At 66.9% G+C, this 24,005-nt stretch carries 19 protein-coding genes; 5 read left to right on the top strand and 14 right to left on the bottom strand.

Annotated features, from left to right (window positions below):
* Positions 1 to 17: 17 nt before the first annotated feature.
* From rng to mreB, 5 genes are all read right to left on the bottom strand, one after another.
* Positions 18 to 1,475, bottom strand: a complete 1,458-nt coding sequence (rng, locus tag DNK34_RS15265) for a ribonuclease G (protein ID WP_131175901.1) — start codon at positions 1,473 to 1,475, stop codon at positions 18 to 20.
* A 49-nt stretch (positions 1,476 to 1,524) separates the two neighbouring features.
* On the bottom strand, positions 1,525 to 2,160 hold the full coding sequence (locus DNK34_RS15260) for a Maf family protein (protein WP_131175902.1): 636 nt from the start codon (positions 2,158 to 2,160) through the stop codon (positions 1,525 to 1,527).
* A gap of 36 nt (positions 2,161 to 2,196) precedes the next feature.
* Positions 2,197 to 2,685 (bottom strand): rod shape-determining protein MreD, encoded by a 489-nt coding sequence (gene mreD / locus DNK34_RS15255; RefSeq protein ID WP_131175903.1) that lies wholly within the window; start codon positions 2,683 to 2,685, stop codon positions 2,197 to 2,199.
* Positions 2,682 to 3,653: a rod shape-determining protein MreC gene (gene mreC, locus DNK34_RS15250; protein WP_131175904.1), complete on the bottom strand. Its 972-nt coding sequence runs from the start codon at positions 3,651 to 3,653 to the stop codon at positions 2,682 to 2,684. Before mreC ends, mreD begins: the two co-directional genes overlap by 4 nt.
* 84 nt (positions 3,654 to 3,737) lie before the next feature.
* Positions 3,738 to 4,775: a rod shape-determining protein MreB gene (mreB, locus tag DNK34_RS15245; protein WP_131175905.1), complete on the bottom strand. Its 1,038-nt coding sequence runs from the start codon at positions 4,773 to 4,775 to the stop codon at positions 3,738 to 3,740.
* A gap of 328 nt (positions 4,776 to 5,103) precedes the next feature.
* Between mreB and gatC the strand changes: the two genes are divergently transcribed.
* From gatC to DNK34_RS15225, 4 genes are all read left to right on the top strand, one after another.
* A complete protein-coding gene (gene gatC / locus DNK34_RS15240; protein ID WP_131175906.1) occupies positions 5,104 to 5,391 on the top strand; it encodes an Asp-tRNA(Asn)/Glu-tRNA(Gln) amidotransferase subunit GatC in 288 nt (95 codons plus the stop codon).
* A 15-nt stretch (positions 5,392 to 5,406) separates the two neighbouring features.
* Positions 5,407 to 6,858 (top strand): Asp-tRNA(Asn)/Glu-tRNA(Gln) amidotransferase subunit GatA, encoded by a 1,452-nt coding sequence (gene gatA / locus DNK34_RS15235; RefSeq protein WP_131175907.1) that lies wholly within the window; start codon positions 5,407 to 5,409, stop codon positions 6,856 to 6,858.
* 110 nt (positions 6,859 to 6,968) lie between these two features.
* Positions 6,969 to 8,417: an Asp-tRNA(Asn)/Glu-tRNA(Gln) amidotransferase subunit GatB gene (gatB, locus tag DNK34_RS15230; protein ID WP_131175908.1), complete on the top strand. Its 1,449-nt coding sequence runs from the start codon at positions 6,969 to 6,971 to the stop codon at positions 8,415 to 8,417.
* 80 nt (positions 8,418 to 8,497) lie between these two features.
* A complete protein-coding gene (locus DNK34_RS15225; protein ID WP_242675335.1) occupies positions 8,498 to 8,836 on the top strand; it encodes a septal ring lytic transglycosylase RlpA family protein in 339 nt (112 codons plus the stop codon).
* Between the two features lie 296 nt (positions 8,837 to 9,132).
* On the opposite strand, the gene DNK34_RS15220 is transcribed toward DNK34_RS15225, so the two are convergent.
* From DNK34_RS15220 to DNK34_RS15180, 9 genes are all read right to left on the bottom strand, one after another.
* Positions 9,133 to 9,924 carry a YfaP family protein gene (locus DNK34_RS15220; RefSeq protein WP_411269314.1) on the bottom strand — a complete coding sequence of 264 codons (792 nt, stop codon included), beginning with the start codon at positions 9,922 to 9,924 and terminating at the stop codon, positions 9,133 to 9,135.
* 4 nt (positions 9,925 to 9,928) lie between these two features.
* The gene (locus DNK34_RS15215) at positions 9,929 to 11,563 is read right to left on the bottom strand and encodes a DUF2300 domain-containing protein (RefSeq protein ID WP_131175955.1); all 1,635 of its coding nucleotides are present in this window, start codon (positions 11,561 to 11,563) and stop codon (positions 9,929 to 9,931) included.
* A 13-nt stretch (positions 11,564 to 11,576) separates the two neighbouring features.
* A complete protein-coding gene (locus DNK34_RS15210; RefSeq protein ID WP_207401602.1) occupies positions 11,577 to 16,106 on the bottom strand; it encodes an alpha-2-macroglobulin family protein in 4,530 nt (1,509 codons plus the stop codon).
* On the bottom strand, positions 16,103 to 16,726 hold the full coding sequence (locus DNK34_RS15205; protein WP_131175912.1) for a DUF1175 domain-containing protein: 624 nt from the start codon (positions 16,724 to 16,726) through the stop codon (positions 16,103 to 16,105). The genes DNK34_RS15210 and DNK34_RS15205 overlap by 4 nt, the downstream gene beginning before the upstream one ends.
* A 38-nt stretch (positions 16,727 to 16,764) precedes the next feature.
* On the bottom strand, positions 16,765 to 18,450 hold the full coding sequence (locus DNK34_RS15200; protein WP_131175913.1) for a DUF2138 domain-containing protein: 1,686 nt from the start codon (positions 18,448 to 18,450) through the stop codon (positions 16,765 to 16,767).
* Positions 18,451 to 18,483: 33 nt separating this feature from the next.
* Positions 18,484 to 19,263, bottom strand: coding sequence for a YfaP family protein (locus tag DNK34_RS15195; protein ID WP_411269315.1), 780 nt, complete (start codon positions 19,261 to 19,263; stop codon positions 18,484 to 18,486).
* A gap of 526 nt (positions 19,264 to 19,789) precedes the next feature.
* A complete protein-coding gene (locus DNK34_RS15190; RefSeq protein WP_131175914.1) occupies positions 19,790 to 20,731 on the bottom strand; it encodes an AEC family transporter in 942 nt (313 codons plus the stop codon).
* 131 nt (positions 20,732 to 20,862) lie between these two features.
* Positions 20,863 to 21,423 carry a response regulator transcription factor gene (locus DNK34_RS15185; protein WP_131175915.1) on the bottom strand — a complete coding sequence of 187 codons (561 nt, stop codon included), beginning with the start codon at positions 21,421 to 21,423 and terminating at the stop codon, positions 20,863 to 20,865.
* Positions 21,424 to 21,433: 10 nt separating this feature from the next.
* The gene (locus DNK34_RS15180; RefSeq protein ID WP_131175916.1) at positions 21,434 to 22,693 is read right to left on the bottom strand and encodes an ATP-binding protein; all 1,260 of its coding nucleotides are present in this window, start codon (positions 22,691 to 22,693) and stop codon (positions 21,434 to 21,436) included.
* Between the two features lie 476 nt (positions 22,694 to 23,169).
* Between DNK34_RS15180 and DNK34_RS15175 the strand changes: the two genes are divergently transcribed.
* Positions 23,170 to 23,880 (top strand): SIMPL domain-containing protein, encoded by a 711-nt coding sequence (locus DNK34_RS15175; protein WP_131175917.1) that lies wholly within the window; start codon positions 23,170 to 23,172, stop codon positions 23,878 to 23,880.
* Positions 23,881 to 24,005: the final 125 nt, after the last annotated feature.

The raw sequence follows: 24,005 nt of genomic DNA, 5'->3' as shown, positions 1-24,005 counted from the left end.
GGCCGCGCCGGGCCGGTTCACAGCAGCACCACATCGTATTGTTCCTGGGAATACATGGTTTCGACCTGGAACTTGATGGTTCGTCCGATGAACGCCTCGAGGTCGGCGACATTGCCCGACTCCTCATCGAGCAGGCGGTCGACCACCTTCTGATTGGCCAGCACGCGGTAGCCCTCGGGCTGATAGGCCCGGGCCTCGCGCAGGATCTCGCGGAAGATTTCGTAACAGGTGGTTTCCGCGGTCTTCAGCTTGCCGCGCCCCTGGCAGTGGCTGCAGGGCTCGCAGAGCACCTGCTCGAGGCTCTCGCGGGTGCGCTTGCGGGTCATCTGCACCAGGCCGAGTTCGGTGATGCCGATGATGTTGGTCTTGGCGTGGTCGCGCTCCAGCTGCTTCTCCAGGGTGCGCAACACCTGGCGCTGGTGCTCCTCGTCCTCCATGTCGATGAAGTCGATGATGATGATGCCGCCGAGGTTGCGCAGGCGCAGTTGCCGGGCAATGGCGGTGGCCGCCTCGAGGTTGGTCTTGAAGATGGTCTCTTCGAGGGTGCGATGACCGACGAAGGCGCCGGTATTGACGTCGATGGTGCTCATCGCCTCGGCCGGGTCGATGATCAGGTAGCCACCGGACTTGAGCGGCACCTTGCGCTCCAGCGCCTTCTGCATCTCGTCCTCGATGCCGTGCAGGTCGAAGATCGGCCGTTCGCCGGGGTAATGTTCGAGGCGGTCGGCGATTTCCGGCATCAGCTCGGCGACGAACTGGGTGATCTTCTGGAAGGTCTCCCGCGAGTCGACGCGGATCTTCTCGCTGCGCGGGCCGACCAGGTCGCGCAGGGTGCGCAGGGCCAGGCTGAGATCCTCGTAGATCACCGACGGCGTGGGCGCGACCTTCATCTGTTCGCCGATCTGATCCCACAAGCGGCGCAGGTAACGGATATCGACCAGGATCTCGTCGGCCCGCGCACCCTCGGCGGCGGTCCGCAGGATGAAACCGCCGGCTTCCTCGATGCCTTCGGCGGCGACGCAATCGGCCACCACCTGCTTGAGGCGCTCGCGCTCGCCTTCGTCCTCGATCTTCAGGGAGATGCCGACATGGCTGGTGCGTGGCATGTACACCAGGTAACGCGAGGGGATCGACAACTGGGTGGTCAGGCGCGCGCCCTTGCTGCCGATCGGGTCCTTGGTGACCTGCACCACCAGGCTCTGCCCTTCGTGCACCAGGGCGCTGATGGTTTCCACCGCCGAGCCTTCACGGCTGGAGATTTCCGAGGCGTGAATGAAGGCCGCGCGCTCCAGGCCGATGTCGACGAAGGCCGCCTGCATGCCGGGCAGCACGCGCACCACCTTGCCCTTGTAGATGTTGCCGACGATGCCGCGGCGCTGGGTGCGCTCGACGTGCACCTCCTGCAGGACACCGTTCTCCACCACCGCCACGCGCGACTCCATCGGCGTGATGTTGATCAGGATTTCTTCACTCATGCGCCCATCTCTTGTTGAGATGAAGCTGAAAGCAGCGGCACCGGCGGGCTCAGTTCGAGCCCCGGCCGTCGCGGCCTGCAACCTCTGGATTGTGCGCTGGCAGCACCTGCCAGCACGGAATCGCGAATTCTGCGAGCAGCTCTGCAGTCTCGCACAGCGGCAGCCCCACCACCGCGGAATAACTGCCCTGCAACTGGCTGACGAACACCGCCGCCAGTCCTTGAATACCATAGCTGCCGGCTTTGTCGCACGCCTCCCCGCTGGCCCAGTAGGCTTCGATCTGGACGGGCGACAGGGTCGTGAAGCGCACCTGGGTGGTGACCACCCGCGCCACCCGCCGCTGCGCCGTCGCCAGCGCGATGGCCGTGAGCACCTGATGCTCACGACCGGACAAGGCGCGCAGGGTGGCCAGGGCGTCGTCGCGGTCGACGGGCTTGCCGAGGATGTGGCCGTCGAGCACCACGGCGGTATCGGCGCCGAGCACCACGCCGGCGTCGCCCGCCGGCAGCGTCGCCAGCACCGCGCCGGCCTTGGCCCGGGCCAGGCGTTCGACATAGGCGTGCGGCGCCTCGTCCGCCAGCGGCGTTTCGTCGATGGCCGCGACGCGGGTGACGAAAGGCACGCCGATCTGCGTCAGCAGTTCGCGGCGCCGCGGCGAGGCGGAGGCCAGGTAGAGCGTTGGCATGTGGACATCTCCCTGTCTAGCGCCGGCGCGGCCGGCTCAGTTGACGCCGAGGCGCTGGTGCACGGCGCGCAGCAACATGCACACCCATGGCCAGAGCAGCGCACTGACCAGCGCCGGCAGCACGAAGGCCAGCGTCGGCGGGCGGCTGCCGGTCAGGGCATTGAGCCACAGCTGCACCAGTTGGGCCAGGCCGAACACCACCAGCAGGACCATGCTCTGCTGCCACATGGGGAACATGCGCAGGCGCTGGTGCAGGCTCAGCACGAGAAAGGTGATCAGGGTCAGGATCAGCGCGTTCTGCCCAAGCAGGGTGCCGTTGAGCACATCCGCCAGCAGGCCGACGCACCAGGCGCTGGTCATGCCCACGCGGTGCGGCAGGGCCAGCACCCAGTAGGTGAGGAACAGCGCCAGCCACAGCGGCCGGCCGATCTCCATGAAACGTGGCAGCGTCGACACGCTGAGCAGCAAGGCCAGCGCCATGCTGATCCAGACCACCCAGACATTGCGCGAACGGGTTGCGATCATTGGCCTGGCTCCTGAGCGGCGGCGGCGGGCTCGGCCGGCGCGGCCGGGGTTTCGCCGTCAGCCGGCGCGGCAGGTGGCTGCTCGCGGGCCTGGCGGTCCATCGCTTCTTCGGCTTCGGCCGACTCGGTGGCGCGCTGCTCCGGCGTACGCGGATCGGTGAACACCAGCAACATGTAGCGGGTGCGGTTGAGGTTCGCCGTCGGCACCGCCCGCACGATGGCGAATGGCTGACCGGAGTCGTGCACCACTTCGGTCACCGTGGCCACCGGGTAGCCGGCGGGAAAGCGCTGGCCCAGGCCGGAGCTGACCAGCAGATCGCCTTCCTTGATATCGGCGGTATCGGCCACATGACGCAGCTCCAGGCGTTCCGGGTTGCCGGTGCCGCTGGCGATGGCGCGCAGGCCGTTGCGGTTGACCTGCACCGGAATGCTGTGGGTGCTATCGGTGAGCAACAGTACCCGCGAGGTATAGGGCATCACTTCGACCACCTGGCCCATCAGGCCGCGGGCGTCGAGCACCGGCTGGCCGAGCAGTACGCCGTCCTTCGCGCCCTTGTCGATGAGGATGCGATGGGTGAAGGGATTGGGGTCGATACCGATCAGTTCGGTGGCCAGCACCTCGTCGTCGACCAGGGCCGAGGAGTTGAGCAGCTCGCGCAGGCGCACGTTCTGCTCGGTCAGCGCCGCCAGCTTCTGCAGGCGCCGCTGCATCATCAGTTGTTCGGCCTTGAGCTTCTCGTTCTCGGCGGCCAGCTCGTTGCGCGAGCTGAACTCCTGGGTCGCGCTTTCCCACAGGGTCACGGGCAGGCGCCCGATCCAGTAGACCGGCTCGACGATCAGGCCGAGCTGGCTGCGCACCGACTGCAAAGCGGTCATGCGCGCGTCGACGACCATCAGCGCAGCCGACAGCACGGCGAACACCAGCAGGCGCACACCCAGCGAAGGACCTTTGGCAAATAGCGGCTTTATGGCGATTACCTCGCAGCTGCCAGCCCCGAAGCTGCAGGCGCCACCTGGGTAGCGTGCGGGCAGCTGCAGCGTGAGGCGTGCGACTTATTCGGTGGACAACAGATCCATGGTGTGACGATCCATCATTTCCAGCGCCTTGCCGCCGCCACGGGCCACGCAGGTCAGCGGATCCTCGGCGACGATCACCGGCAGGCCGGTTTCCTGGGACAGCAGCTTGTCCAGGTCGCGCAGCAACGCACCACCACCGGTGAGCACCAGGCCGCGCTCGGCGATGTCGGACGCCAGCTCCGGCGGCGACTGCTCCAGGGCGCTCTTGACCGCCTGGACGATGGTCGCCAGGGACTCCTGCAGCGCTTCGAGCACTTCGTTGGAGTTGAGGGTGAAGCTGCGCGGCACGCCTTCGGCCAGGTTGCGGCCGCGCACGTCGACCTCACGCAGCTCGCCACCGGCGTAGGCGGTACCGATTTCCTGCTTGATGCGCTCGGCGGTGGACTCGCCGATCAGGCTGCCGTAGTTGCGGCGTACGTAGGTGATGATGGCTTCGTCGAAACGGTCGCCACCGACCCGCACGGATTCGGCGTAGACCACGCCGTTGAGGGAGATAAGCGCGATTTCCGTGGTACCGCCGCCGATATCGACGACCATCGAACCACGGGCTTCTTCCACCGGCAGGCCGGCGCCGATGGCGGCGGCCATCGGCTCTTCGATCAGGAACACTTCGCGGGCGCCGGCGCCCAGGGCGGATTCGCGGATGGCACGGCGCTCGACCTGGGTCGATTTGCACGGCACGCAGATCAGCACGCGCGGCGACGGCTGCAGGAAGCTGTTTTCATGAACCTTGTTGATGAAGTACTGCAGCATCTTCTCGCAGACGCTGAAGTCGGCGATCACGCCGTCCTTCATCGGGCGGATGGCGGCGATGTTGCCGGGAGTACGACCGAGCATGCGCTTGGCCTCGGTGCCGACGGCCACAACGCTTTTCTGATTGCCATGGGTACGGATGGCGACGACCGACGGCTCGTTCAGGACGATGCCGCGCTCGCGAACATAAATAAGGGTATTGGCAGTGCCCAGGTCAATGGAAAGATCACTGGAAAACATGCCACGCAGTTTTTTGAACATGGGATAGGGACCCTAGGCAACGCGTGGGTAAAGATACAGCGTGAGAAAACACGCAGGTAAAAAGTGCGGCAAACTCTAACAACGGCAGGGATTTTGAGCAAGGCACCAATATGTTAGATTGCCTGTTTTTCCGCGGCTTTGGGGCCTGATCGACACTGCTAGCCACACGGTCGAAACGCCAGCATGCAACGCCTGTCAGGCCCCCTGGCCTTTCAACGCCGCCTTTGACCGCCGTACCGACGCATCCGTTCCCCGGCCCCCGTGCACGGCAACCGCGCGTATTGACACCAGGCCGCCCCCGTTGGCTGCCTTTTATATGGAGAATCCGATGGCGCTTGAACGCTCCGAGGTGGAAAAGATCGCGCACCTGGCCCGACTGGGCCTCAGTGACAGCGAACTGCCCCACACCACCGAAACCCTGAACAGCATCCTCGGCCTGGTCGACCAGATGCAGGCGGTCGACACCGATGGCGTCGAACCCCTGGCCCACCCCTTGGAAACCACCCAGCGCCTGCGCGCCGACGCGGTCACCGAAGAAAACCGCCGCGAGGCCTACCAGGCTATCGCCCCGGCCGTGGAAAGCGGCCTGTACCTGGTTCCGAAAGTCATCGAGTAAGGAATGCTTCCTGCCATGCATCAATTGACCCTGGCCGAGATCGCCCGCGGACTCGCCGACAAGCAGTTTTCCGCCGAAGAGCTGAGCCGCGACCTGCTGGCGCGCATCCAGCGCCTCGACCCGCAGCTCAACAGCTTCATCACCGTCACCGAAGAACTTGCCCTCGAGCAGGCCAGGGCCGCCGACGCGCGCCGCGCCGCCGGCGACAGCGGCGCCCTGCTCGGCGCGCCGATCGGCCACAAGGACCTGTTCTGCACCGAAGGCGTGCTGACCAGCTGCGCCTCGAAGATCCTCACCGGCTTCAAGGCGCCCTATGACGCCACCGTGGTGGAGAAGCTGGCCGCCGCCGGCACCGTCACCCTGGGCAAGCTGAACATGGACGAGTTCGCCATGGGCTCGGCCAACGAATCCAGCCACTATGGCGCGGTGAAGAACCCCTGGGACCTGAGCCGCGTACCGGGCGGCTCCAGCGGTGGTAGCGCCGCAGCCGTGGCGGCGCGGCTGCTGCCCGCCGCCACCGGCACCGACACCGGCGGCTCGATCCGCCAGCCGGCGGCGCTGACCAACCTCACCGGCATCAAGCCGACCTACGGCCGGGTGTCGCGCTGGGGCATGATCGCCTACGCCTCCAGCCTCGACCAGGGCGGCCCGCTGGCGCGCACCGCCGAGGACTGCGCGCTGATGCTGCAGGCCATGGCCGGCTTCGACGCCAAGGACTCGACCAGCGTCGATCAGCCGCTCGATGATTACCTCGCCGCCCTGGCCAAGCCGCTGGCCGGCCTGCGTATGGGCCTGCCCAGGGAATACTTCGGCGCCGGCCTCGATGCGCGCATCGGCGAGAAGGTGCTGGCGGTGGTCGAGGAGCTGAAAAAGCTCGGCGCCACGGTCAAGGACATCTCGCTGCCGAACATGCAGCACGCCATCCCCGCCTACTACGTGATCGCCCCGGCCGAGGCCAGCTCCAACCTGTCGCGCTTCGACGGCGTGCGCTTCGGCTACCGCTGCGAGAACCCCCGGGATCTGCAGGATCTGTACAAGCGCTCGCGCGAAGAGGGCTTCGGCGCCGAGGTCAAACGGCGCATCATGGTCGGCACCTACGCCCTGTCCGCCGGTTACTACGATGCCTACTACCTCAAGGCGCAGAAGATCCGCCGCCTGATCAAGAACGACTTCGTCGCCGCTTTCAAGGAGGTCGACGTGATCCTCGGCCCGACCACGCCGAACCTGGCCTGGAAACTTGGCGAGAAGAACGCCGATCCGGTATCGGCCTATCTGGAAGACATCTACACCATCACCGCCAACCTGGCCGGCATCCCCGGCCTGTCGATGCCCGCGGGCTTCGTCGACGGCCTGCCGGTGGGCGTGCAGTTGCTCGGCAACTACTTCCAGGAAGGCCGCCTGCTCAACGTCGCCCATCAGTACCAGCAGGTCAGCGACTGGCACACACAAACACCCAAAAGCTTCTAAGTCATGGCGTCGCCATGCGGCCCATCCCCCTCTCCCCTCGGGAGAGGGTGGCGCGAAGCGCCGGGTGAGGGCAAAGGCAGCACGCCACATAGGATCGAGGAACACTAAAGATGCAATGGGAAACCGTGATCGGGCTGGAAATCCACGCTCAGCTCAGCACCCGATCGAAGATCTTCTCCGCCAGCGCCACCACCTTCGGCGCCGAGCCCAACACCCAGGCCAGCCTGGTCGACCTCGGCATGCCCGGCACCCTGCCGGTGCTCAACGCCGAGGCGGTGCGCATGGCCTGCCAGTTCGGCCTGGCCATCGACGCCGAGATCGCCGAGCGCAACGTCTTCGCGCGCAAGAACTACTTCTACCCGGACCTGCCCAAGGGCTACCAGACCAGCCAGATGGAGCAGCCCATCGTCGGCAAGGGCTTCCTCGACATCACCCTGGAAGACGGCACGGTCAAGCGCATCGGCATCACCCGCGCGCACCTGGAAGAAGACGCCGGCAAGAGCCTGCACGAAGACTTCCACGGCATGAGCGGCATCGACCTCAACCGCGCCGGCACGCCACTGCTGGAAATCGTTTCCGAGCCGGATATCCGTTCGGCCAAGGAAGCCGTGGCCTATGTGAAGGCCATTCATGCGCTCGTCCGTTACCTGGGCATCTGCGACGGCAATATGGCCGAAGGCTCGCTGCGCTGCGACTGCAACGTCTCGGTGCGGCCCAAGGGCCAGGCCGAATTCGGCACCCGCGCCGAGATCAAGAACGTCAACTCGTTCCGCTTCATCGAGAAAGCCATCAACCATGAAGTGCAGCGGCAGATCGAGCTGATCGAGGACGGCGGCAAGGTGGTGCAGGAAACCCGCCTGTACGACCCGAACAAGGACCAGACCCGCTCCATGCGCAGCAAGGAGGAAGCCAACGACTACCGTTACTTCCCCTGCCCCGACCTGCTGCCGGTGGTGATCGAGCGTGGCTTCCTCGACGACCTGCGCGGCCAGTTGCCGGAGCTGCCGCCGCAGAAGCGCGAACGTTTCGAGCGCGAGTTCGGCCTGTCCGCCTACGACGCCAGCGTGCTCTCGGCGAGCCGTGAGCTGGCCGACTACTTCGAGGCGGTCAACGCCAGCTGCGGCGACGCCAAGCTGGCGGCCAACTGGGTGATGGGCGAGCTGTCCAGCCTGCTCAACAAGGACAACCTGGAAATCGAGCAGTCGCCGGTGTCGGCCGCGCAACTGGGCGGGATGATCCTGCGCATCAAGGACAACACCATCAGCGGCAAGATCGCCAAGATGGTCTTCGAGGCCCTGGCCGCCGGCGAAGGCGCCACGGCCGACGAGGTCATCGAGAACAAGGGCCTCAAGCAGGTCACCGACTCGGGCGCCATCGAAGCGATGCTCGACGAAGTGCTGGCGGCCAACGCCGAGCAGGTCGAACAGTACCGCGCCAGCGACGAAGCCAAGCGCGGCAAGATGTTCGGCTTCTTCGTCGGCCAGGCGATGAAGGCCTCGAAAGGCAAGGCCAACCCGGGGCAGGTCAACCAGTTGCTGAAGAAGAAGCTGGAGGGATGAACGCGCAGCCGCAAGCGTCAAGCTACAAGCGGCAAGCCGGGCGTGCAGGCTCTTCACTTGCCGCGTGGGGCTTGCTGCTCATGGCTGCCATTCTCACCGGCTGCTCCAGCTTCGGTGGCGCGCCGGGCGACTATCGCGCGGAGGGCAAGGCGTCTTACTACGGCAAGGCCCACCACGGCAACAAGACCGCCAGTGGCGAACGCTTCGACCAGAACGCCTTGACCGCCGCCCACCGCACCCTGCCGTTCGGCACCCGGGTCAAAGTCACCAACCTGAACAACAACCGCAGCGTGGTGCTACGCATCAACGACCGCGGCCCCTTCACCCGCGGCCGTATCATCGATGTCTCGCACAAGGCCGCCGAGGCCCTGGGCATGCTCCGCGCCGGCGTGGCGCCGGTGCGCGTGGAAAGCCTGTAGATAGCGTCTTGATCCTGGCCTGCAAGAGCGTTCGCAGTCAGGGTTCACCAGTAGGAGCGTCGCCCCCGGCGCGATGCGATGGCGGCCATGCTGCAGAATCACGCTATGGCCACGATTCGCCGCGAGGTCGCGGCTCCTACGCAAATGCGACAGTTCTTGAATCCCGCGCAGGATGGGTCGGGCCGCGCAGGTGAAACCCATCAATTGCCGATGGGTTGCCACCCATCCTACAGGCTCATAACCGCCTCAAGCCTCAAGCCTCAAGCCTCAAGCCTCAAGCCTGAGACGGCTTCTATCTATGGATAACTGAAACTCTTCACCAGGGTCAGCTCACCCGGCGTACGCATGGGCACCAGGAAGCTTTCCTGCTTCTCGTTGACCGTGCCTTCTTCGCTGATCAGGGTGATCTGCCCGGTGGTGAGGATCTGCTGCGCTGAGCTGTTGCCATCTTCGTCGCGGCTGTAACCGCCACCGTAGTAGTTGACGTAGACCAGGTACTGGCCCTTGAGCGGCGTCGGCGAGGCGATCATTTCCGGGCCGTAGCCGGTGGTCACGTCGACATCCAGCGCGGCGCCATTGGCCAGGGAGCGGTCGCCATACCAGACGTGTCCGCCATCGGGGGTCACCAGGTGCAGGTCGAGGTCGGTGTTGTCGCTGTCCCAGGACAGCACCACACGCAGCCGTGCCGGGGTTTCGCCGCTGCCGCGGTTGTAGAACTGCACCCGCCGCCACTGGCCATCCGGGCTGCGCACCTCGACATTGTTGCTGCCCTCGGAAAACACGAAGGGCCGGTCGAAGCCGCCGTCCTCGCCGATCTTCAGCGGCATGCTCACGCCGTTGACCACCAGCCGCCCCGGCCCCGCTTTCGCGGTCGCCGTGATCGCGCCCTTGATCCGCGCGGTCTCGGCCTGGTTGGCCGAGCTGTTGACCGAGGATGCCGGGTAGTTGACCTGCTGCATGAACTGCGCGCCGGCGCCGCCGCCCTCGCGCCAGCCGCTACGCGGGGTGTCGAGTTGCACCTCGGCACAGGCCAGCAACGGGGTCAGACCGAGGAGCAGCAAAGCGAGCACGGTGGGCATGGCGGACATGGGGTCATTCCAGTAACAGGCGGCGGGCCAGGCGTTCGACATAGTCTTCGTCCTGGCCATTGGGGTGAGCGGCGAACGCCAGGTGCAGGTATTCGTGGGTCAGGTCGAGGCGGTCCTGCAGGGAGAACAGCCCACGCACGAAAATGCGCTGGCGCTCGCGGTCGACATAGGGCCGGCCGGATGCCAGCTGGCACACGGCGAACTGGCGGACCTCTTCGTGGCCAGGCTCGGCATCCAGGGTCTGGCGCCAGTCGCGGCGCTGCTTGCGCAGCCATTGTTCGGCCGCCGGCAGCGGCTGGCAGGCGGCCACGGGCTTGTCCCAGCGGCTCAGGCTGGCGCGCGGGAAGGCCCGGGCCAGGATGGCGTCGTAGCGCAGCCCGGCCGCGGCCTGCTCCACCGCCTGCGACCAGGCCAGGCGATCGGGCCCCGGCTGGCTGGCATGGTAGGTCACCGTGGCGCCGGCCAGCACCAGGTCGGCGCTCCAGGCGGCGATGTCGCGCGCGCCCTGGCTGGCCGGGCGCGGCGCCACGCGCTGGCTGCTACTGCTGTCGTCGATGACCAGGCAGTCGCCGCGCCGCGAGGCGTTCTGCAGCAGGTAGGTACGGATACTCACCGCCAGCGCCTTGGCCGCTTCGAGCGGCTGCGCCGAGGCTTCGCGATCCAGCACCCGGGCCACGTACTCTTCGCGGGAAAGATGGGCCGTGAGCTGCAGCCCTTCGCCGTCGCCTTCGAGAAACAGCTCGCCATCGCTGTCGATCGGCAGGCGGTTGCCATTGGCGAACTCGACCTCGTAACGTCCCCGCAGAGCCCCCGGCTCGGCGCTGCTGCCAGTGCCCGAGTGGCGCACCTGGTGCACGGGATAACGGGCGAACAGGCGCACCTCGACACAGCTGCCGGCGTCCGCCGGCCAGGGTGATGGCAACAGGCTGCCGAGCACCTCGGCATAGTCCTTGAGAATGCGCATGCTGGTGCCCGAACCGCCGACCCACAGCGGCGTGCCGTCCACCAGCCAGCCGGCGAAACCGCCCTGGCGCGACTGCGGGTCGTCATCGGCCAGCCAGCTCCAGGTCTTCACCCGCAGGCGCCCGCCCAGCGCGCCCAGGGCCGAGGCATCCGGCGCATTGAGGGGCACGTCCAGCAGCACCTTGCGCGCCTCGTCCTGGGCCGGCAAGCGCGCCAGTTGCTCGAGCAACTGGCTGACCGGCACCCGGGTCTGCGGCTGCAGCCGTGTCAGGTCGCCGAGCCAGGCCGGCGCCTGCCGCGCCCGCCAGTAACGCGCCCAGTCGGCATGCGCGAGCTGCAGATTGTCCGGCTCGAAATACAGGCCGCAGGATTGCACCAGCGCACGATCGCGCTCGATGCGCTCCCCCGTCTTGCAGCAATAGACTTCATCACGCAGCTGGCCCTGGCACTGATAGCCGCTTTCCGGCAGTTGGTTGTCGACCAGGTAGGCATAGACGAACAGTTTCCACAGGCTGCCCAGGGGCGCCTGCAGGTCTGGCGGCAAGGGCCCGCGGCCGATCACCTGCTGCGTGTTCATCAGCACCCGTTCATCGCCCTGCGCCGTGGGCCAGGCCAGCGCCAGTGGCGCATCGGCGGCGCGCAGCAGCCCGGGCAGCAGGGCAAGGGCCGCCAGCATCAGGCTCAGGGTGTTACTCAACGGTCACCTGCTGCAACGCGGGCTCGGCCTCCAGCGCCTGCTCGCCCGGCGCATACAGGCGCAGATAGCGCGCCGGCGGCAGCTCGAAGCGGCCCTTCTGCGAGAAACGCACCAGATGGCGCAACACCAGCTCGCCCTGCAGGCTGTCCACCGGCACGGCGTAGCTCAGTTGGCCGGGCTCGCTGCGCGCCCTTTCCAGCGCCGACGCCTCCTCGCCGGCCAGGCCGCTGACCTTGATCCCCCAGGTGGTGCGCTCGACATCGGCGCCCGGCGGCAACGGCACCTCCAGCAGGCCGTAGCGCAACGGGTGTTCGGCGCTGGAGGTGAGGGTCACTTCATCGAGGTACAGGTCGGCGCTGGAGATCTCGTCCCTGTCCACCTCTTCCACGCTGAAGGTGAAGGCTTCTTCACCCGGCACCAGGCGCAACAGGCGCCGGCTGAGGGTGAGCGGCACGGCGCTCGGCGCGGCCTGGGCGCTCTGGTAGTCGATGCGCACCTCGACCGGCTGATCGAGATCGCCGGCCAGCACCAGGGCCTCCGGCGCCTGCGCGCCCTGCCACTGCCAATAGGCGTCGCCACTGGCGCCCTGCCCGGCACGCCAGTCGCCTTCGGGAGCCAGGCTGTCCGTCGACGCCTGGAGATCCAGCGAGGGTTGCAGCCAGGTCAGCGCCAGCGCCCGTTCCAGACCGGCCTGGGCCGGCGCCATTTGCCTGAGCAGGCGCTGCGCCTGGTAGCGATCCGGGTGATTGAGGTACAGGCCCACGGCTTCGACGAACGGCGAACCGCTGTCATACAACGGCGCCCGGTCCTGCTCCACACGAGCCTTCAGTGCATCGCCGACGGGCACCCTGGCCCGCTCGGCCAGACCGACGCCGAGCTGCCGCGCCAGGGCCAGGCCGAGCGCCGAGTCCGGCGCCGCCATGACCAGGCTGTCTGCGTCCGCCAGCACCTGCTCCTGACCGTCGCCAGCGGCATCCAGGTCATACACCAGCCCTTCGAGCAAGGTGTTCACCGGCAGCCCCATGTCGCGGGCGAAAGCCAGGATCAGCGCGCGCTGCAGCAGCGGCGTTTGCTGGGCCCGGCGCGCATAGACATCGAGCGGGCGCTGCCAGTGCTCGGGCGGCAACTCGATGGCCAGGGCACGGCTGGCGTGCCAGTCGGCGTAGTAGGCATAGGCGGTGAGGAAGGCATCGCCCTCGGCGTCGCCGCCCCACCAGGTGAAGGTCGCTTCCGGCCCGGCCATCTGCACCAGGCGCAGGCGGCTGTTCTGCATGATCAGACGCAGGCGATCCTTGATCCGCGGCTCGCCCGCGGCCAGCACCGGGTAGGCCAGGCTCAGCGGCAGCAGGCGGCTGGCGGTCTGCTCGACGCCGCCGTAGGGGTAGCTCAACAGGTCGTCCAGGGCCGCGCCGAACAGATCTCCGCCGGCGCGCAGGCGCACGCCGCTGGCATCGGCTGGCAACTCCAGCGGCGTACTGCCGGGGAATGCCGAGAGGCGTTTGCTGTGCAGTTGCTGCCAGCCCTGTGCGACCAGGCGCAGGTCGACCGCCAGGGCATCCGCCTGCTCGCCGCCCTGCAGCAGTTCGGCGCTGAAATCGCCCTCGCTCAGGGCCATCTCCGGCAGCGCCAGGTAGTTGATGCCCTTGGCCAGCGTCACCTCGCGGCGCTGCTCCTGGCCGGCATAACGGGTCACCAGTTCGGCCTTGGCGCCGTCATTGCCCTGGTTGAAGGCGAACAGGCCCATGGCCGGCTTATCGCCGACGCGGAAACGGGTCGGCCCGCTCCACTTCAGGTACAGCGGCTTCTCCGAGCGCACGAAGTGGCGCTTCTGCCCGACCTGGCCATCGGCGCTCACCGCGCGGGCCGTGATGCGCCAGCGCGTGAGGGAGTCGGGCATGCGGAAACTGAAGCGCGCCTTGCCGTCGGCGTCCGTCAGCAGGTCCGGCTGCCAGGCGGCGGTGTCCACCTCTTCCCGGCGCGGGCGCTCCAGCACCTTGACCCCGCGCTCGCTGCGGTTGGCCCGTCCCGGCGCACTGGGCGTGCCCGGCAGGGCCAGGTCGTAGCTGATGAACGACAGGCTGGCGCTGGTGCGCACGTTGTTGCGCCGCGGGTGGTAGAAGAACTGATCGATGCCCGGGGCGATTTCCGGCTGCAGGGCGTAGATCATCTCGTCCACCACACTGACGGTCAGCCGCGCGGGCACCGGCTTGCCGGCGAAGCGGGTGGTCAGCTCCACGGTGACCATCTCGCCGGGACGCACCTGCTCGTGGTCGGTGGCGATGGCGATGTCGATCTGCGGCGTGGCGACCTTGATCCCGGCATTCTGGAAGCTGTAATCGCCGCCACGGGTGTACAGCGCGGAGAAGGTCATGTTCGGCGAGAAACGCTCGCCGACCGGAATCCGTGCGCGGTACTGGGTGTCGGACAGGCGCTCGAGCTGCAGCCAGTCGCCGCCCTTGGACAGCAGCGCGGTGGCCTCGACCTTGTCCCGCTCCAGGGTCAGCAGGGCATCGCTGACCGGCTCCGGGAAGGTGATCAGCGCCAGGGCCTCCTCGCCGCTGGCGTACTCGCTCTTGTCGAGCACGATTTCGATGGTGCCGGCCACCGCCTTGACGCCCTCGCCGCTGACCGAATGACCGGTGGCGCCGAGGATCAGGCCGCTGTCGTCCTTGAGGGTGATGCTGTAGGTACCGGGCCGCGGGAAACTCAGCTCGAAGCCCTTGGCATCCGCCGCCAGTTCGCCGCTGCCGGTGCTCTGGTCTTCCAGGCGCACCCAGTCGTAACGAGCCGGGCGCCGTTCGCTGTCACCCTCGCTGCGGTAGCTGAAGCCGACTGCCTCGCCGACGCTGCTGAAGCGCTGCGGCGCGCTCAGGCGATAGCGGGCTGCACCGCGCTCGATGAGGATTTCCTTGCTGGTCTTGACCCGGTAGGCGGCGCCGTCGCTGGCGAACACGCTGAGCAGGTAGCGGCTCGGCTTGTCGGCCGCCGGCAGGTCGAGGCGGGCACGCCCCTGGCTGTCGGTGCGCACCTCGGTGCTGCTCAGCTCCACCGGGAATTGCCCGAGGTACTGCAGCTCGTTGTCGATCATCGACAGTTGCTGGGCGCGCAGGCTCAGTTGCACCTGGGCGTCCGCCACCGGCTTGCCGTCCGGGTAGAGCAGCACCAGCGCCCCGGTGACCGCTTCGCCGGTGCGGAAGTCCGGCTTGTCCAGATCCAGCGACACCTCGAAGTGCGGCTTGATGTACTCGGCGACGCGGAAGGCGCTGCTGTACAGCTGGTCGCGATAGGCGAAACGCAGTTCGTAGCCACCGGCCACGGCGTTGTCGGGCAACTGGAAGCGCCCGTGGCTGCCGGTCTGCCCGTCGAAGTCCAGTTTCAGGCTCTGCAGTTCGGTGCCGTTGGCGTCGAGCACGGCCAGGCTGATCGGCGCGGAACCGGCCGCCACCGACTCGCGGGCGTTCTTGAACTCGCGGCCGACGATCTTCACTTCGACCCAGTCGCCCGGACGGTACAGCGGGCGATCGGTGAAGGCGTACAGCTTGGTGTCGTAGATCTCGCTGTCGTAATAGAAGTTCTCGGAAACGAAGACCCCGCCCTCCTCGTCCTCGCCGAGCACGTAGGAACGCTCCGGGCTGGCGTGCCCCAGGCGCAGCAGGCCTTCGCCGTCGGTCCTGCCGCTGGTCATCACCCCCAGGCCATCGCTCCACAGCACCTGGGCGTTGCTCACCGGCGTGCCTTCGTGCTTGCGCGCGGTCCACACCAGCAGTTCGCCGCCGGCGATCTTGCTCACCGCCACGGTGTTGGAAACGAAGACCACGGTGGTCGCCCGGTACTTGCCGATGATCGCCTCGGTCAGGTACAGGCCCGGCTCCAGCTTGCCCAGGGGAATGTAGACGTTACCCGGCGCGACGCTGAGGAACTGGCTCGAGGAGCCGGACAGATCGACGCCCTCGGGCGGCTCGATCGACTTGGCCTCCCACAGCGGGTAGCGGAATTCGGCCACCAGCGGCAGGCCCTTCATCGGCGCGAACTGCACCTGCGGGGTGTATTCGGTCGGCGCGGCGATGGCCGGACCCATCTTCAGCTCCGGCGCCTCTTCGGTGACCTGCTTGCGCGACTCGTAGGAGAAGGCGCGCTGCATCACCCGCCGCGACTTGCGGTACCAGTTGTCCCACAGGTAGGCCAGGGTGTTGGACAGCCCCTCGCCCTTGAACTGGCCCTCGGCGACCACCCGGTGCAGGTTCTTCTGCCGCTTGAGGAATTCCAGCGGCTGATCGATGCGGTACACGCGCACGTCGACCCCGCCGTAGCCTTCCATACGGTAGCGCCGGTAATCACGACCGGGCGCCTCGAGGCGCACCCTGGCCACCTCGTCGGTGGCGAAACTGCTGTCGGCGAGGAGGAAGAACGACTCGCCGGCCAGGGGCGAATAGTTGCTCGCCGGCACCTCGTCCCCGGCCTGGCCGACGCCCAGGGGCAGCAGCGCCAGCAGGGCCACGGCGCAGAGACGGCGCGTGCTCATCGCGAAAGAAAATGCAGCCGATAGATGCCGATAAAGTTGGGGTTGGCGTCGTCGGGTATCCATCGGGTGTCCTTCCAGGTCATGAGTTGTTGCAGGCTGACGGAACGCATGCCGTTGTCGGTGGGCGTGCTGCTGCCGGTGTGGTAGACGATGTCGCGGCCCATCCAGATCATCAGGTGTTGCTCGTCGCCCTGATCGAAGAACATCAGGTCACCGGGGCGTGCCTGGTTGAGGTCGCGACCGGCGAACCGGCTGTTGTGCTGGATCAGTTTGATCGCATTGACGTAGGGCCCGACCTGGCCGCCGCCCTGTTGCCATTGCTGGGCCAGGCGGCGCTGGGCGTCGTCCAGTTCCAGCTCCGGCGGCAGGTAGCGGTTGGACAGGCCATTGGCGCGCAGCCATTTGCCGTCGTGCACTTTCAACGCCTCGTTGGCGGCGAAGCGCACCAGGCCGGCACAGTCCTGCTGGTGCCAGCGCGGGCTCGGCCCCTGGCGCAACTGCTCCTGGGCGATGCGCACGAACCAGGCGCGAAACACCTGGGACTGCTCGGCGTTCAGCGCCGGCGCCTGCTCGGCGCGCAGGCCCAGGCTGCAGACCAGCAGCAGGAGGGCGGTCAGCATGACGCAGGGTCGATGCACGGCGGGCGTCGAACGGGCTCTCACAGTGCGCGCCACTCCAGCGCAATCCACTGCCAGTCATCCCCGGCGGCGGTATCGGCCGGCAGGCTCAGGGCGAACTGGCCATAGCCGCCCATGGCCCGCAGCTTGGGCAGCAGGTGGGTGTCGGCGGCATTACGGAACACCGGCTCGTAGTTGGCCGGCAGGCTCTCCAGGGTTTCCCGCTCGAGCAGCCGCGACAGGCTGTCCGGGGCGAAGTAGCCCGGCACCAGCGCGTCCCTGGGCAGGACCTCGGCCAAGGGCGGGAAGCGCTTGCCGAGGGTATCCAGCGCCTTGTCCACCAGGCGATCGTCCAGGGAGAACAACAGCGTCGAGCCGTGGCGCGCCAGGCTGACCCGGAAAAAGCCGCGGGAGGCCAGGGCATCCGGGGCCGAACTCTGCGCAGCCGGGTACTGGCCGAAATTGGAGCCCACCTCGCGCTGCCAGCGATGGCCGTCCGTCTCGCTGCGGCTGTCGAGGGGGAAGCGACCGTCCTCCACATAGGGCTCGAAGGCGCCGATCATGCTGTCGAACAGCCCGCCGATGGCGTCATCCAGCTCCGGCGTGACGGCCTCGTCGAGGTAGGTGACCAACAGCGGCGAGTGCAGGCGCGAGTCGGCGTACCAGCACAGGCCCGCCGCGCTGCCGAGGCGCTTTTCCAGGTCGGCGCCGACTTCCTTGCTCGCCCCGACCCGCGCCAGCAGGCGCTCGGCGCTGCCGGGCGCCACCGGCAGGGCGACGCAGGCGCTGGCGCCCATGGGCATGGCCTGCCAGATCGGCTTGAAGTCCAGGCGCGGCTGGTCATCGACCTCGTTCAGGGCCAGGAAGCTGTGCCAGCCCTGCTCGTTCTTTTCGAAGCGCAGGCCGGCGAAGGCCGGGAAGAAACGCTGGTAGCCCAGGGCGACGTACTCGCCGCTGAGGGAAATCCGCTGCTGCTCCTGGGCGCGCCGCTTGAGGCCGAAACGGGCGGGGAACGGGTTGTCGCCGTCGAGCAACGCCTCCACCGCGGCGGTGGCATCCCGTCCCGGCAGTTCGTCCTCGCCCAGCAGCATGCCCGGCGAGGACAGCACCAGCAGCTTGTCGCCATGGCTGGCCAGCAACAGGGAGCGGTCGCCCAGGTAGGTGAGGCGGTACAGCGGCACGCTGCTGCCATCGACCCGCAACTCACCGGCCCGGCTCAACTGGCGATCGTCCAGGGCCACGTGGGCCAGGGGCTCGAGCAGGCGGGCCAGGCCGCCGCGCTGGATGACCATGAGGAAGTGCTTGAGCTTGCCATCGGCGCCGCGCCACAGGGCGACATCGGCCGGCTGGTCGAGCAGCTCGTCGAGCAGGTTGTCCCGCAGCTTGAGGTCGCGCTCGTAGATGATCCGCCGCAGGCTGCCGATCAGGCCCAGGCGGTCGGCGTTGTGCTCGTAGTAGAAGACGAAGTCCTCGGTCAGGGTGTCGCGCAGCAGCGGCACCGCCAGCAGATCCCTGGGCAGGCGGCTGAGGGAGGCGCTTTCGATCAGCGCATCGGGCCGCTGCAGGTCCAGGCCCAGCTCACTGCGCTCCCCCAGCTCACGCGCCTCTTGCGAACAGCCGCCGAGCAGGCCGACGGCCAGCAAGCCCAGGGCGAGCGCGCGCAGGCCGCGCAGGCCCGGCGCAACCAGGGTGTCGTGGGCCGCTGCGGCAGTGGTATTCCGGTTCATGGTCAGACCCCAGTTCATCCGAGCATCGGGCTATCAGTAATTGAAGGACTTGACGAAAAGCAGCTCGCCAATGGCGCGCAAGGGCACCAGAAAGGTCTCGCGCTTTTCGTCCAGGGTGTTCTCGTTGAAGATCAGGCTGATCTGCGAGGTGATGACCTCGTTCTGGTTGCTGCCGGCCTCGAAGTTGTAGCCGCCGCTGCCCAGGTTGCCCCAGTAGTTCACGTAGATCAGGTAGGTGCCCTGCAGCGGCGCGGTCATGGTGAACATTTCCGGACCCGGGCCGTCGACGCTGTCGACATCCAACCCACCGCCGTTGCTCAGCACCGGCTGCCTCCAGAAGGCGTGCTGGCCGTCCGGGGTGACCACATGCAGGTCCAGCTCGGCCTTGGGATCGTCCCAGCCGAGGACGATGCGTATGCGCGCGGGGGTACGCAGGTTGTTGGCCTCGTAGAACTGCACACGCTTGAGCGACTTGCCCTCGCCCACCACCAGTTCGACGCTGTTGGAGCCGGCACCGAAGGCATAGGGCCGGGCGAAGCGGCCCTGCTCGTCGGTGTACAGCGGCAGTGGATTGCCATTGACCACCAGCCGGTGCGGCGCGCGCGCCTGCCCCAGGTCGTGCAGGGTGCCCTCGATCATGCTGCGGCCACGCTGGGCGCCACGGTCGATGGGAGGAGTCGGATAGGCGACGCGGGGATTCTCGCTGCCATCGCCGAGGCCGTGATAGCGCCAGCCGCCACTGGGGCTGGGCAGGGAAACCGAGGGTTCGGCCCAGACCAGGCAAGGCGCCAGCAGAACGCACAGCGACAACAAGCGTCCTGCCAGGCAGCCGCAGGCCCGAGCGGACTGAAACGATCGCCGTCGCGGAAAAAGACCAACCACTGCACCACACTCCTTGTGCCTGGCCCGACCCTGACGGCCGGGCACCCGCACTTCACATCCCAGGCTCACGGCGCACCGACGAGGCTACCCCACGGCGGCGTCATATGAAGTTACACGCTGGCCGAGGATGCTAACGAGTTACCCCGCAACTGACAATCGTGGCACGTGCGAATCAGTACTGCTTCACAGTGATGAGCGACCAATGAAAGGCGATAGCAGCCTTCGATCAAAAGCGCTTGAGGCTGGAAAGCTGGACGAAAGAGCCTGTGCGGTTTGCTTGTCGTTCAGCCTCCAGCCTCAAGCGCTCTTATCGGCCGTCCGTTTCCGCCTTTTTGTTGCCGGTCAGCCAGTAGGATGGGTGAAACCCATCGACGATTGATGGGTTTCACCCATCCTACGAAGAGCCGTTTGCGCCTCTAAGCTGCCCTCCTCGGCTATCTGCGCCCCCCAGCGATGACTAGATCCACCCCGCCCATTGCAGCAGCAACAGACCGACATTGGTGGTGACCACCGCCGCCAGGGTGGTGATGACGATGATCGCCGCCGCCAGCTGGTAGTTGCCGTTGACCGCCCGCGCCATGACGAAGCTGGCCGCGGCCGTGGGGCTGGCGAAGTACAGGAAGAGGATGGCCAGGTCGGCATCGCGGAAGCCGTACAGCCAGGCGCCGGCGGTGGACAGCAGCGGTAGCCAGACCATCTTCATCAGGCTCGAACTGATGGCGATGCCGCTGCTTTCCCGCAGCGAGGCCAGCGACAGGGTGCCGCCGATGCAGATCAGCGCCAGCGGCAGGGTCATCTGTGCGAAGTATTCAGCGGAGACCATCATCCAGTGCGGCGGGATCACTTCCCAGTAGGCGAAGGGAATCGCCGCCAGCACGCCGATGATCAGCGGGTTGCTGAAGATGCTCTTGCAGATCGTCCACGGGTCGGACTTCATGTCCGGGCTGTAGATCGCCAGGACGATGGCCGATAGCACGTTGTAGCAGAGGATCACCACGCCACCGAGCACCGCCCCCACCGACAGCCCGTAGTCGCCATACATGCTGGTGGCCAGCGCCAGGCCGACGATGCCGTTGTTGCCGCGAAACGCGCCCTGGGTATAGATACCGCGGTCGACCCTGGGGCAACGCCAGATGGCCCAGCCCCAGGCGATCAGGAAACACGCCAGCGTGGCGACCACGAAATAACCGATCAGCGCCGGCTGCAGGGCGGCGCTCAGGTCGGCCTGGACGATGCTGAGAAACAGCAGGGTCGGCATGGTGCCACGGAATACCAGCGACGAGGCGGTATTGATGAAGGCGGCATCGATCCAGCCGATCCGGCGCAACAACACCCCGAGAAACAGCATGGAGAACACCGGGGCGGTGATGCTGATGGTTTGCTGAAGCACAGCGAGCATGGAAGTCCCGGAAACGGAGGCGATGGAACAGCTTCAAGCTTCAAGCTTCAAGCTTCAAGCCAGAGTATGACCCGATACCGATGGCGTCTCGGCTCTCGCTTGCAGCTTGTGGCTTGCAGCTTGCCGCTGCCTCAACGGCGCACCGGGCGCTTCTGCAACTTGCGCTGCAGGGTGCGGCGGTGCATGCCCAGGGCACGGGCCGTGGCGGAAATGTTGCCTTCGTGCTCGGCCAGCACGCGCTGGATATGCTCCCACTGCAGGCGATCCACCGACATCGGGTTCTCCGGCACCAGGGTATCCAGGTCGGCATGCTGGGTGAGCAATGCGGCGAGCACGTCGTCGGCATCCGCGGGTTTGCACAGGTAATTGCAGGCGCCGCGCTTGATGGACTCCACCGCGGTGGCGATGCTCGAATAGCCGGTGAGGATCACCACGCGCATTTCCGCATCGAGTTCCAGCAGCTTGGGCAACAGCACCAGGCCGGAGTCGCCTTCCATCTTCAGGTCGAGCACGGCGTAATCCGGCAGATCGCGCTCGGCCAGGGCCAGGCCCTCCTCGGCCGAGGCCGCGGTGGATACCCGCAGGCCCCGGTTGCCCATGGCGCGGGCCATCACCCGGGTGAAGGTCGGATCGTCATCGACCAGCAGCAGGTGGGGTTGTTCTTCGCCTTCGAACAGCGCTTCTTCACTCATGCATCACTCCTTAGGTCCGCCCATAGGCCCGCGGCAATTTGAGCTCGGTGAGCGTGCCGCCCTCTTCATGGTTATACAGTTTAACCGTACCACCGGCACGGGTGACGCTGGCCTGACTAAGGAACAGGCCGAGGCCGAAGCCCTTGCCTTTGCCCTTGGTGGTGAAAAACGGCCGGCCCAGTTGTTCGGCGATGGCCAGCGGCACGCCGTCGCCGAAATCGCGGATGCTCAGGCGCAGCCACTGTTGGTCCCAGTCCAGGCGGATATCCAGCTTGTCCGGGCAGGCATCGGCGGCATTGTTCAACAGGTTGAGCAAGGCCTGGGTCAGATCCGCCGGCGGCATCAGTTGCGGCGGCTTGCCGCGACCCTGGCATGCGTAGCGATAGGTGGCCTCGGGACGCATCAGGTGCCAACGGTTGAGCGTGGTTTCCAGCCACTCCACCGCGGACATTTCCACCACCGCCTGGCGCCGATCCGCCTCGGCGGCGCGCACCAGTTGCTGCAAGGTGGCCTTGCACAGTTTGACCTGCTCCTGCAGCACGGCCAGATCCTCCTGCAGCAGCGGGTTGTCGTGCTCGCGGCGCAGCTCCTTGATCAGCACGCTCATGGTCGCCAAGGGCGTGCCCAGCTCATGGGCGGCGCCGGCGGCCTGGGTGGCCACGGCCAGCAGTTGCTGGTCACGCAGGCCTTCTTCGCGGCGCTCGGCGCGCAGCTCCTCCTGCTGGCGCAGTTCCTCGGCCATCTTGGCGACGAAGAAGGTGATCAACGCCGCGGCCAGGGCGAAGCTCAGCCACATGCCGTAGATCAGCAGGCTTTCCCGCGGGCCTACCGGCAACTGCAAGGGGTGCGACCACACCAGCAACAGGGTGTAGGCCGCCAGCGCCATGCCCGCCAGGATCATGGTGAACAACCAGGGCAAGGTGGCCGCGGCGATGGTCAGCGGCACCAGGTAATAGGAGACGAAGGGGTTGGTCGAGCCACCGGAGTAGTACAGCAGGACGCTGTGGATGATCAGGTCGATGCCCAGCTGCACCGCGTACTCGACCTCGGTCACCGGCCAGGGCCCACGCAGGCGCAACGCCGTGAGCAGGCACAGCACCAGGGAAATGCCCAGGGTCACGCTCAGTTCCAGCCAGGGCAGCGGCAGCAGCTCGGATTTGTAGGCGAGGCCAACCGAACCGGCCTGCGCAGCCAGCACCAGGATGCGGATCAGGGTCAGGCGCCAGAGATTCTGCCGGCTGGCCGACAACAGTTGCACGGGGGCAAGCATGAACGATTCCTCAGACCCTTTGGCGAGCCGTGCGATTATAACCAAGGCGCCTGCGCGCCTGCTGCGGCAACGCGCCGCAGCGGCACCGGGGTCGCAGGCGGGCGGGTAGACGTCGAAAATCGCTGCCGGCGATTTTTTGTGGCCCGCCATCCCTGGGGATTCAGCGACAAGCGCGCAGAATGGCCACATTGGGGTAGGAGCCGCGACCTCGCGGCGAATCGTGGCCATACCGCGATTTCTGCGGCATGACCGCCATCGCATCGCGCCGGGGTCGGCGCTCCTACTTATGAGCCTTGACTGCGAACCGGCGCTTGCAGGCCAAGGATCAAGGCGGTATCTGCGGGCCGCCTCCCACGACGTCGAAAATCGCTCCCGGCGATTTTTTCGTGAAGCCTTAACCCGGATGCCGTTACCTGTTCGTCTACCCTGATGAACACGGCAACCCCTCCGTGCCAGTCCATCGATAAGGAACCGCCATGCTGCCACTTTCCCGTCTCGCCACCGCCCTGGCCATCACCGCCGCCGGTCTGTTCAGCCTCACCGCCCAGGCCGACGAAGCGCGCTACAACCAGGTGTCGCTGAGCACCCAGGTCAGCCACGAAGTGGCGCACGACCTGATGCAGGTCACCCTCTACAGCGAAGCCCAGAACAAGGACCCGGCGGCCCTCGCCGCCGAGATCACCCGCACCCTCAATGCGGCCCTGAGCCAGGCGCGTGGCGTCGAAGGCATCAGCGTGTCCCAGGGCAGCCGCAACAGCTATCCGGTCTACAGCGAAAAGGGCGAGACCATCAGCGCCTGGCGCGAACGCGCCGAGATCCGCCTGGAAAGCGCGGACTTCGCGGCCCTGTCCAAACTCACCGGCGAGATGCTCACCAGCCTGAAGATGGGCGGCATGAACTTCAGCATCGCCACGGCCACCCGCAAGCAGGAAGAGGACGCCTTGATCAAGGACGCGGTCGCCGCCTTCAAGGCGCGCGCCCAGTTGACCACCGAGGCACTGGGCGGCAGCAGCTACAAGCTGGTCAGCCTGAACCTCAGCAGCGGCGGTTTCATGCAACCGCCGATGCGCCCGCAGATGATGAAAGCCGCCGCCTTCGCCAACGACAGCGTCACCCCGGAAATCGAGGCCGGTACCAGCCAGGTGACCCTCAGCGCCGACGGCGTGATCGAAGTGCAGATGCCTTGAGCCCCATGCGTGCCGGCGACCGGCGCGGCAGCGGCTTCAGCGGCGATGCTCGATCGCCGCTGAAGCGCCTCCCACGATCAGCGGCGTTCCGCAGACCGTGGATACCGGCTTGAATCCCATCCGGC

The sequence above is a fragment of the Phytopseudomonas dryadis genome (assembly GCF_004327355.1).
Lineage (GTDB): Bacteria > Pseudomonadota > Gammaproteobacteria > Pseudomonadales > Pseudomonadaceae > Aquipseudomonas > Aquipseudomonas dryadis.
Note: the sequence above shows the minus strand (reverse complement) of the source record. Positions and strands in the feature narration are given on the sequence as shown.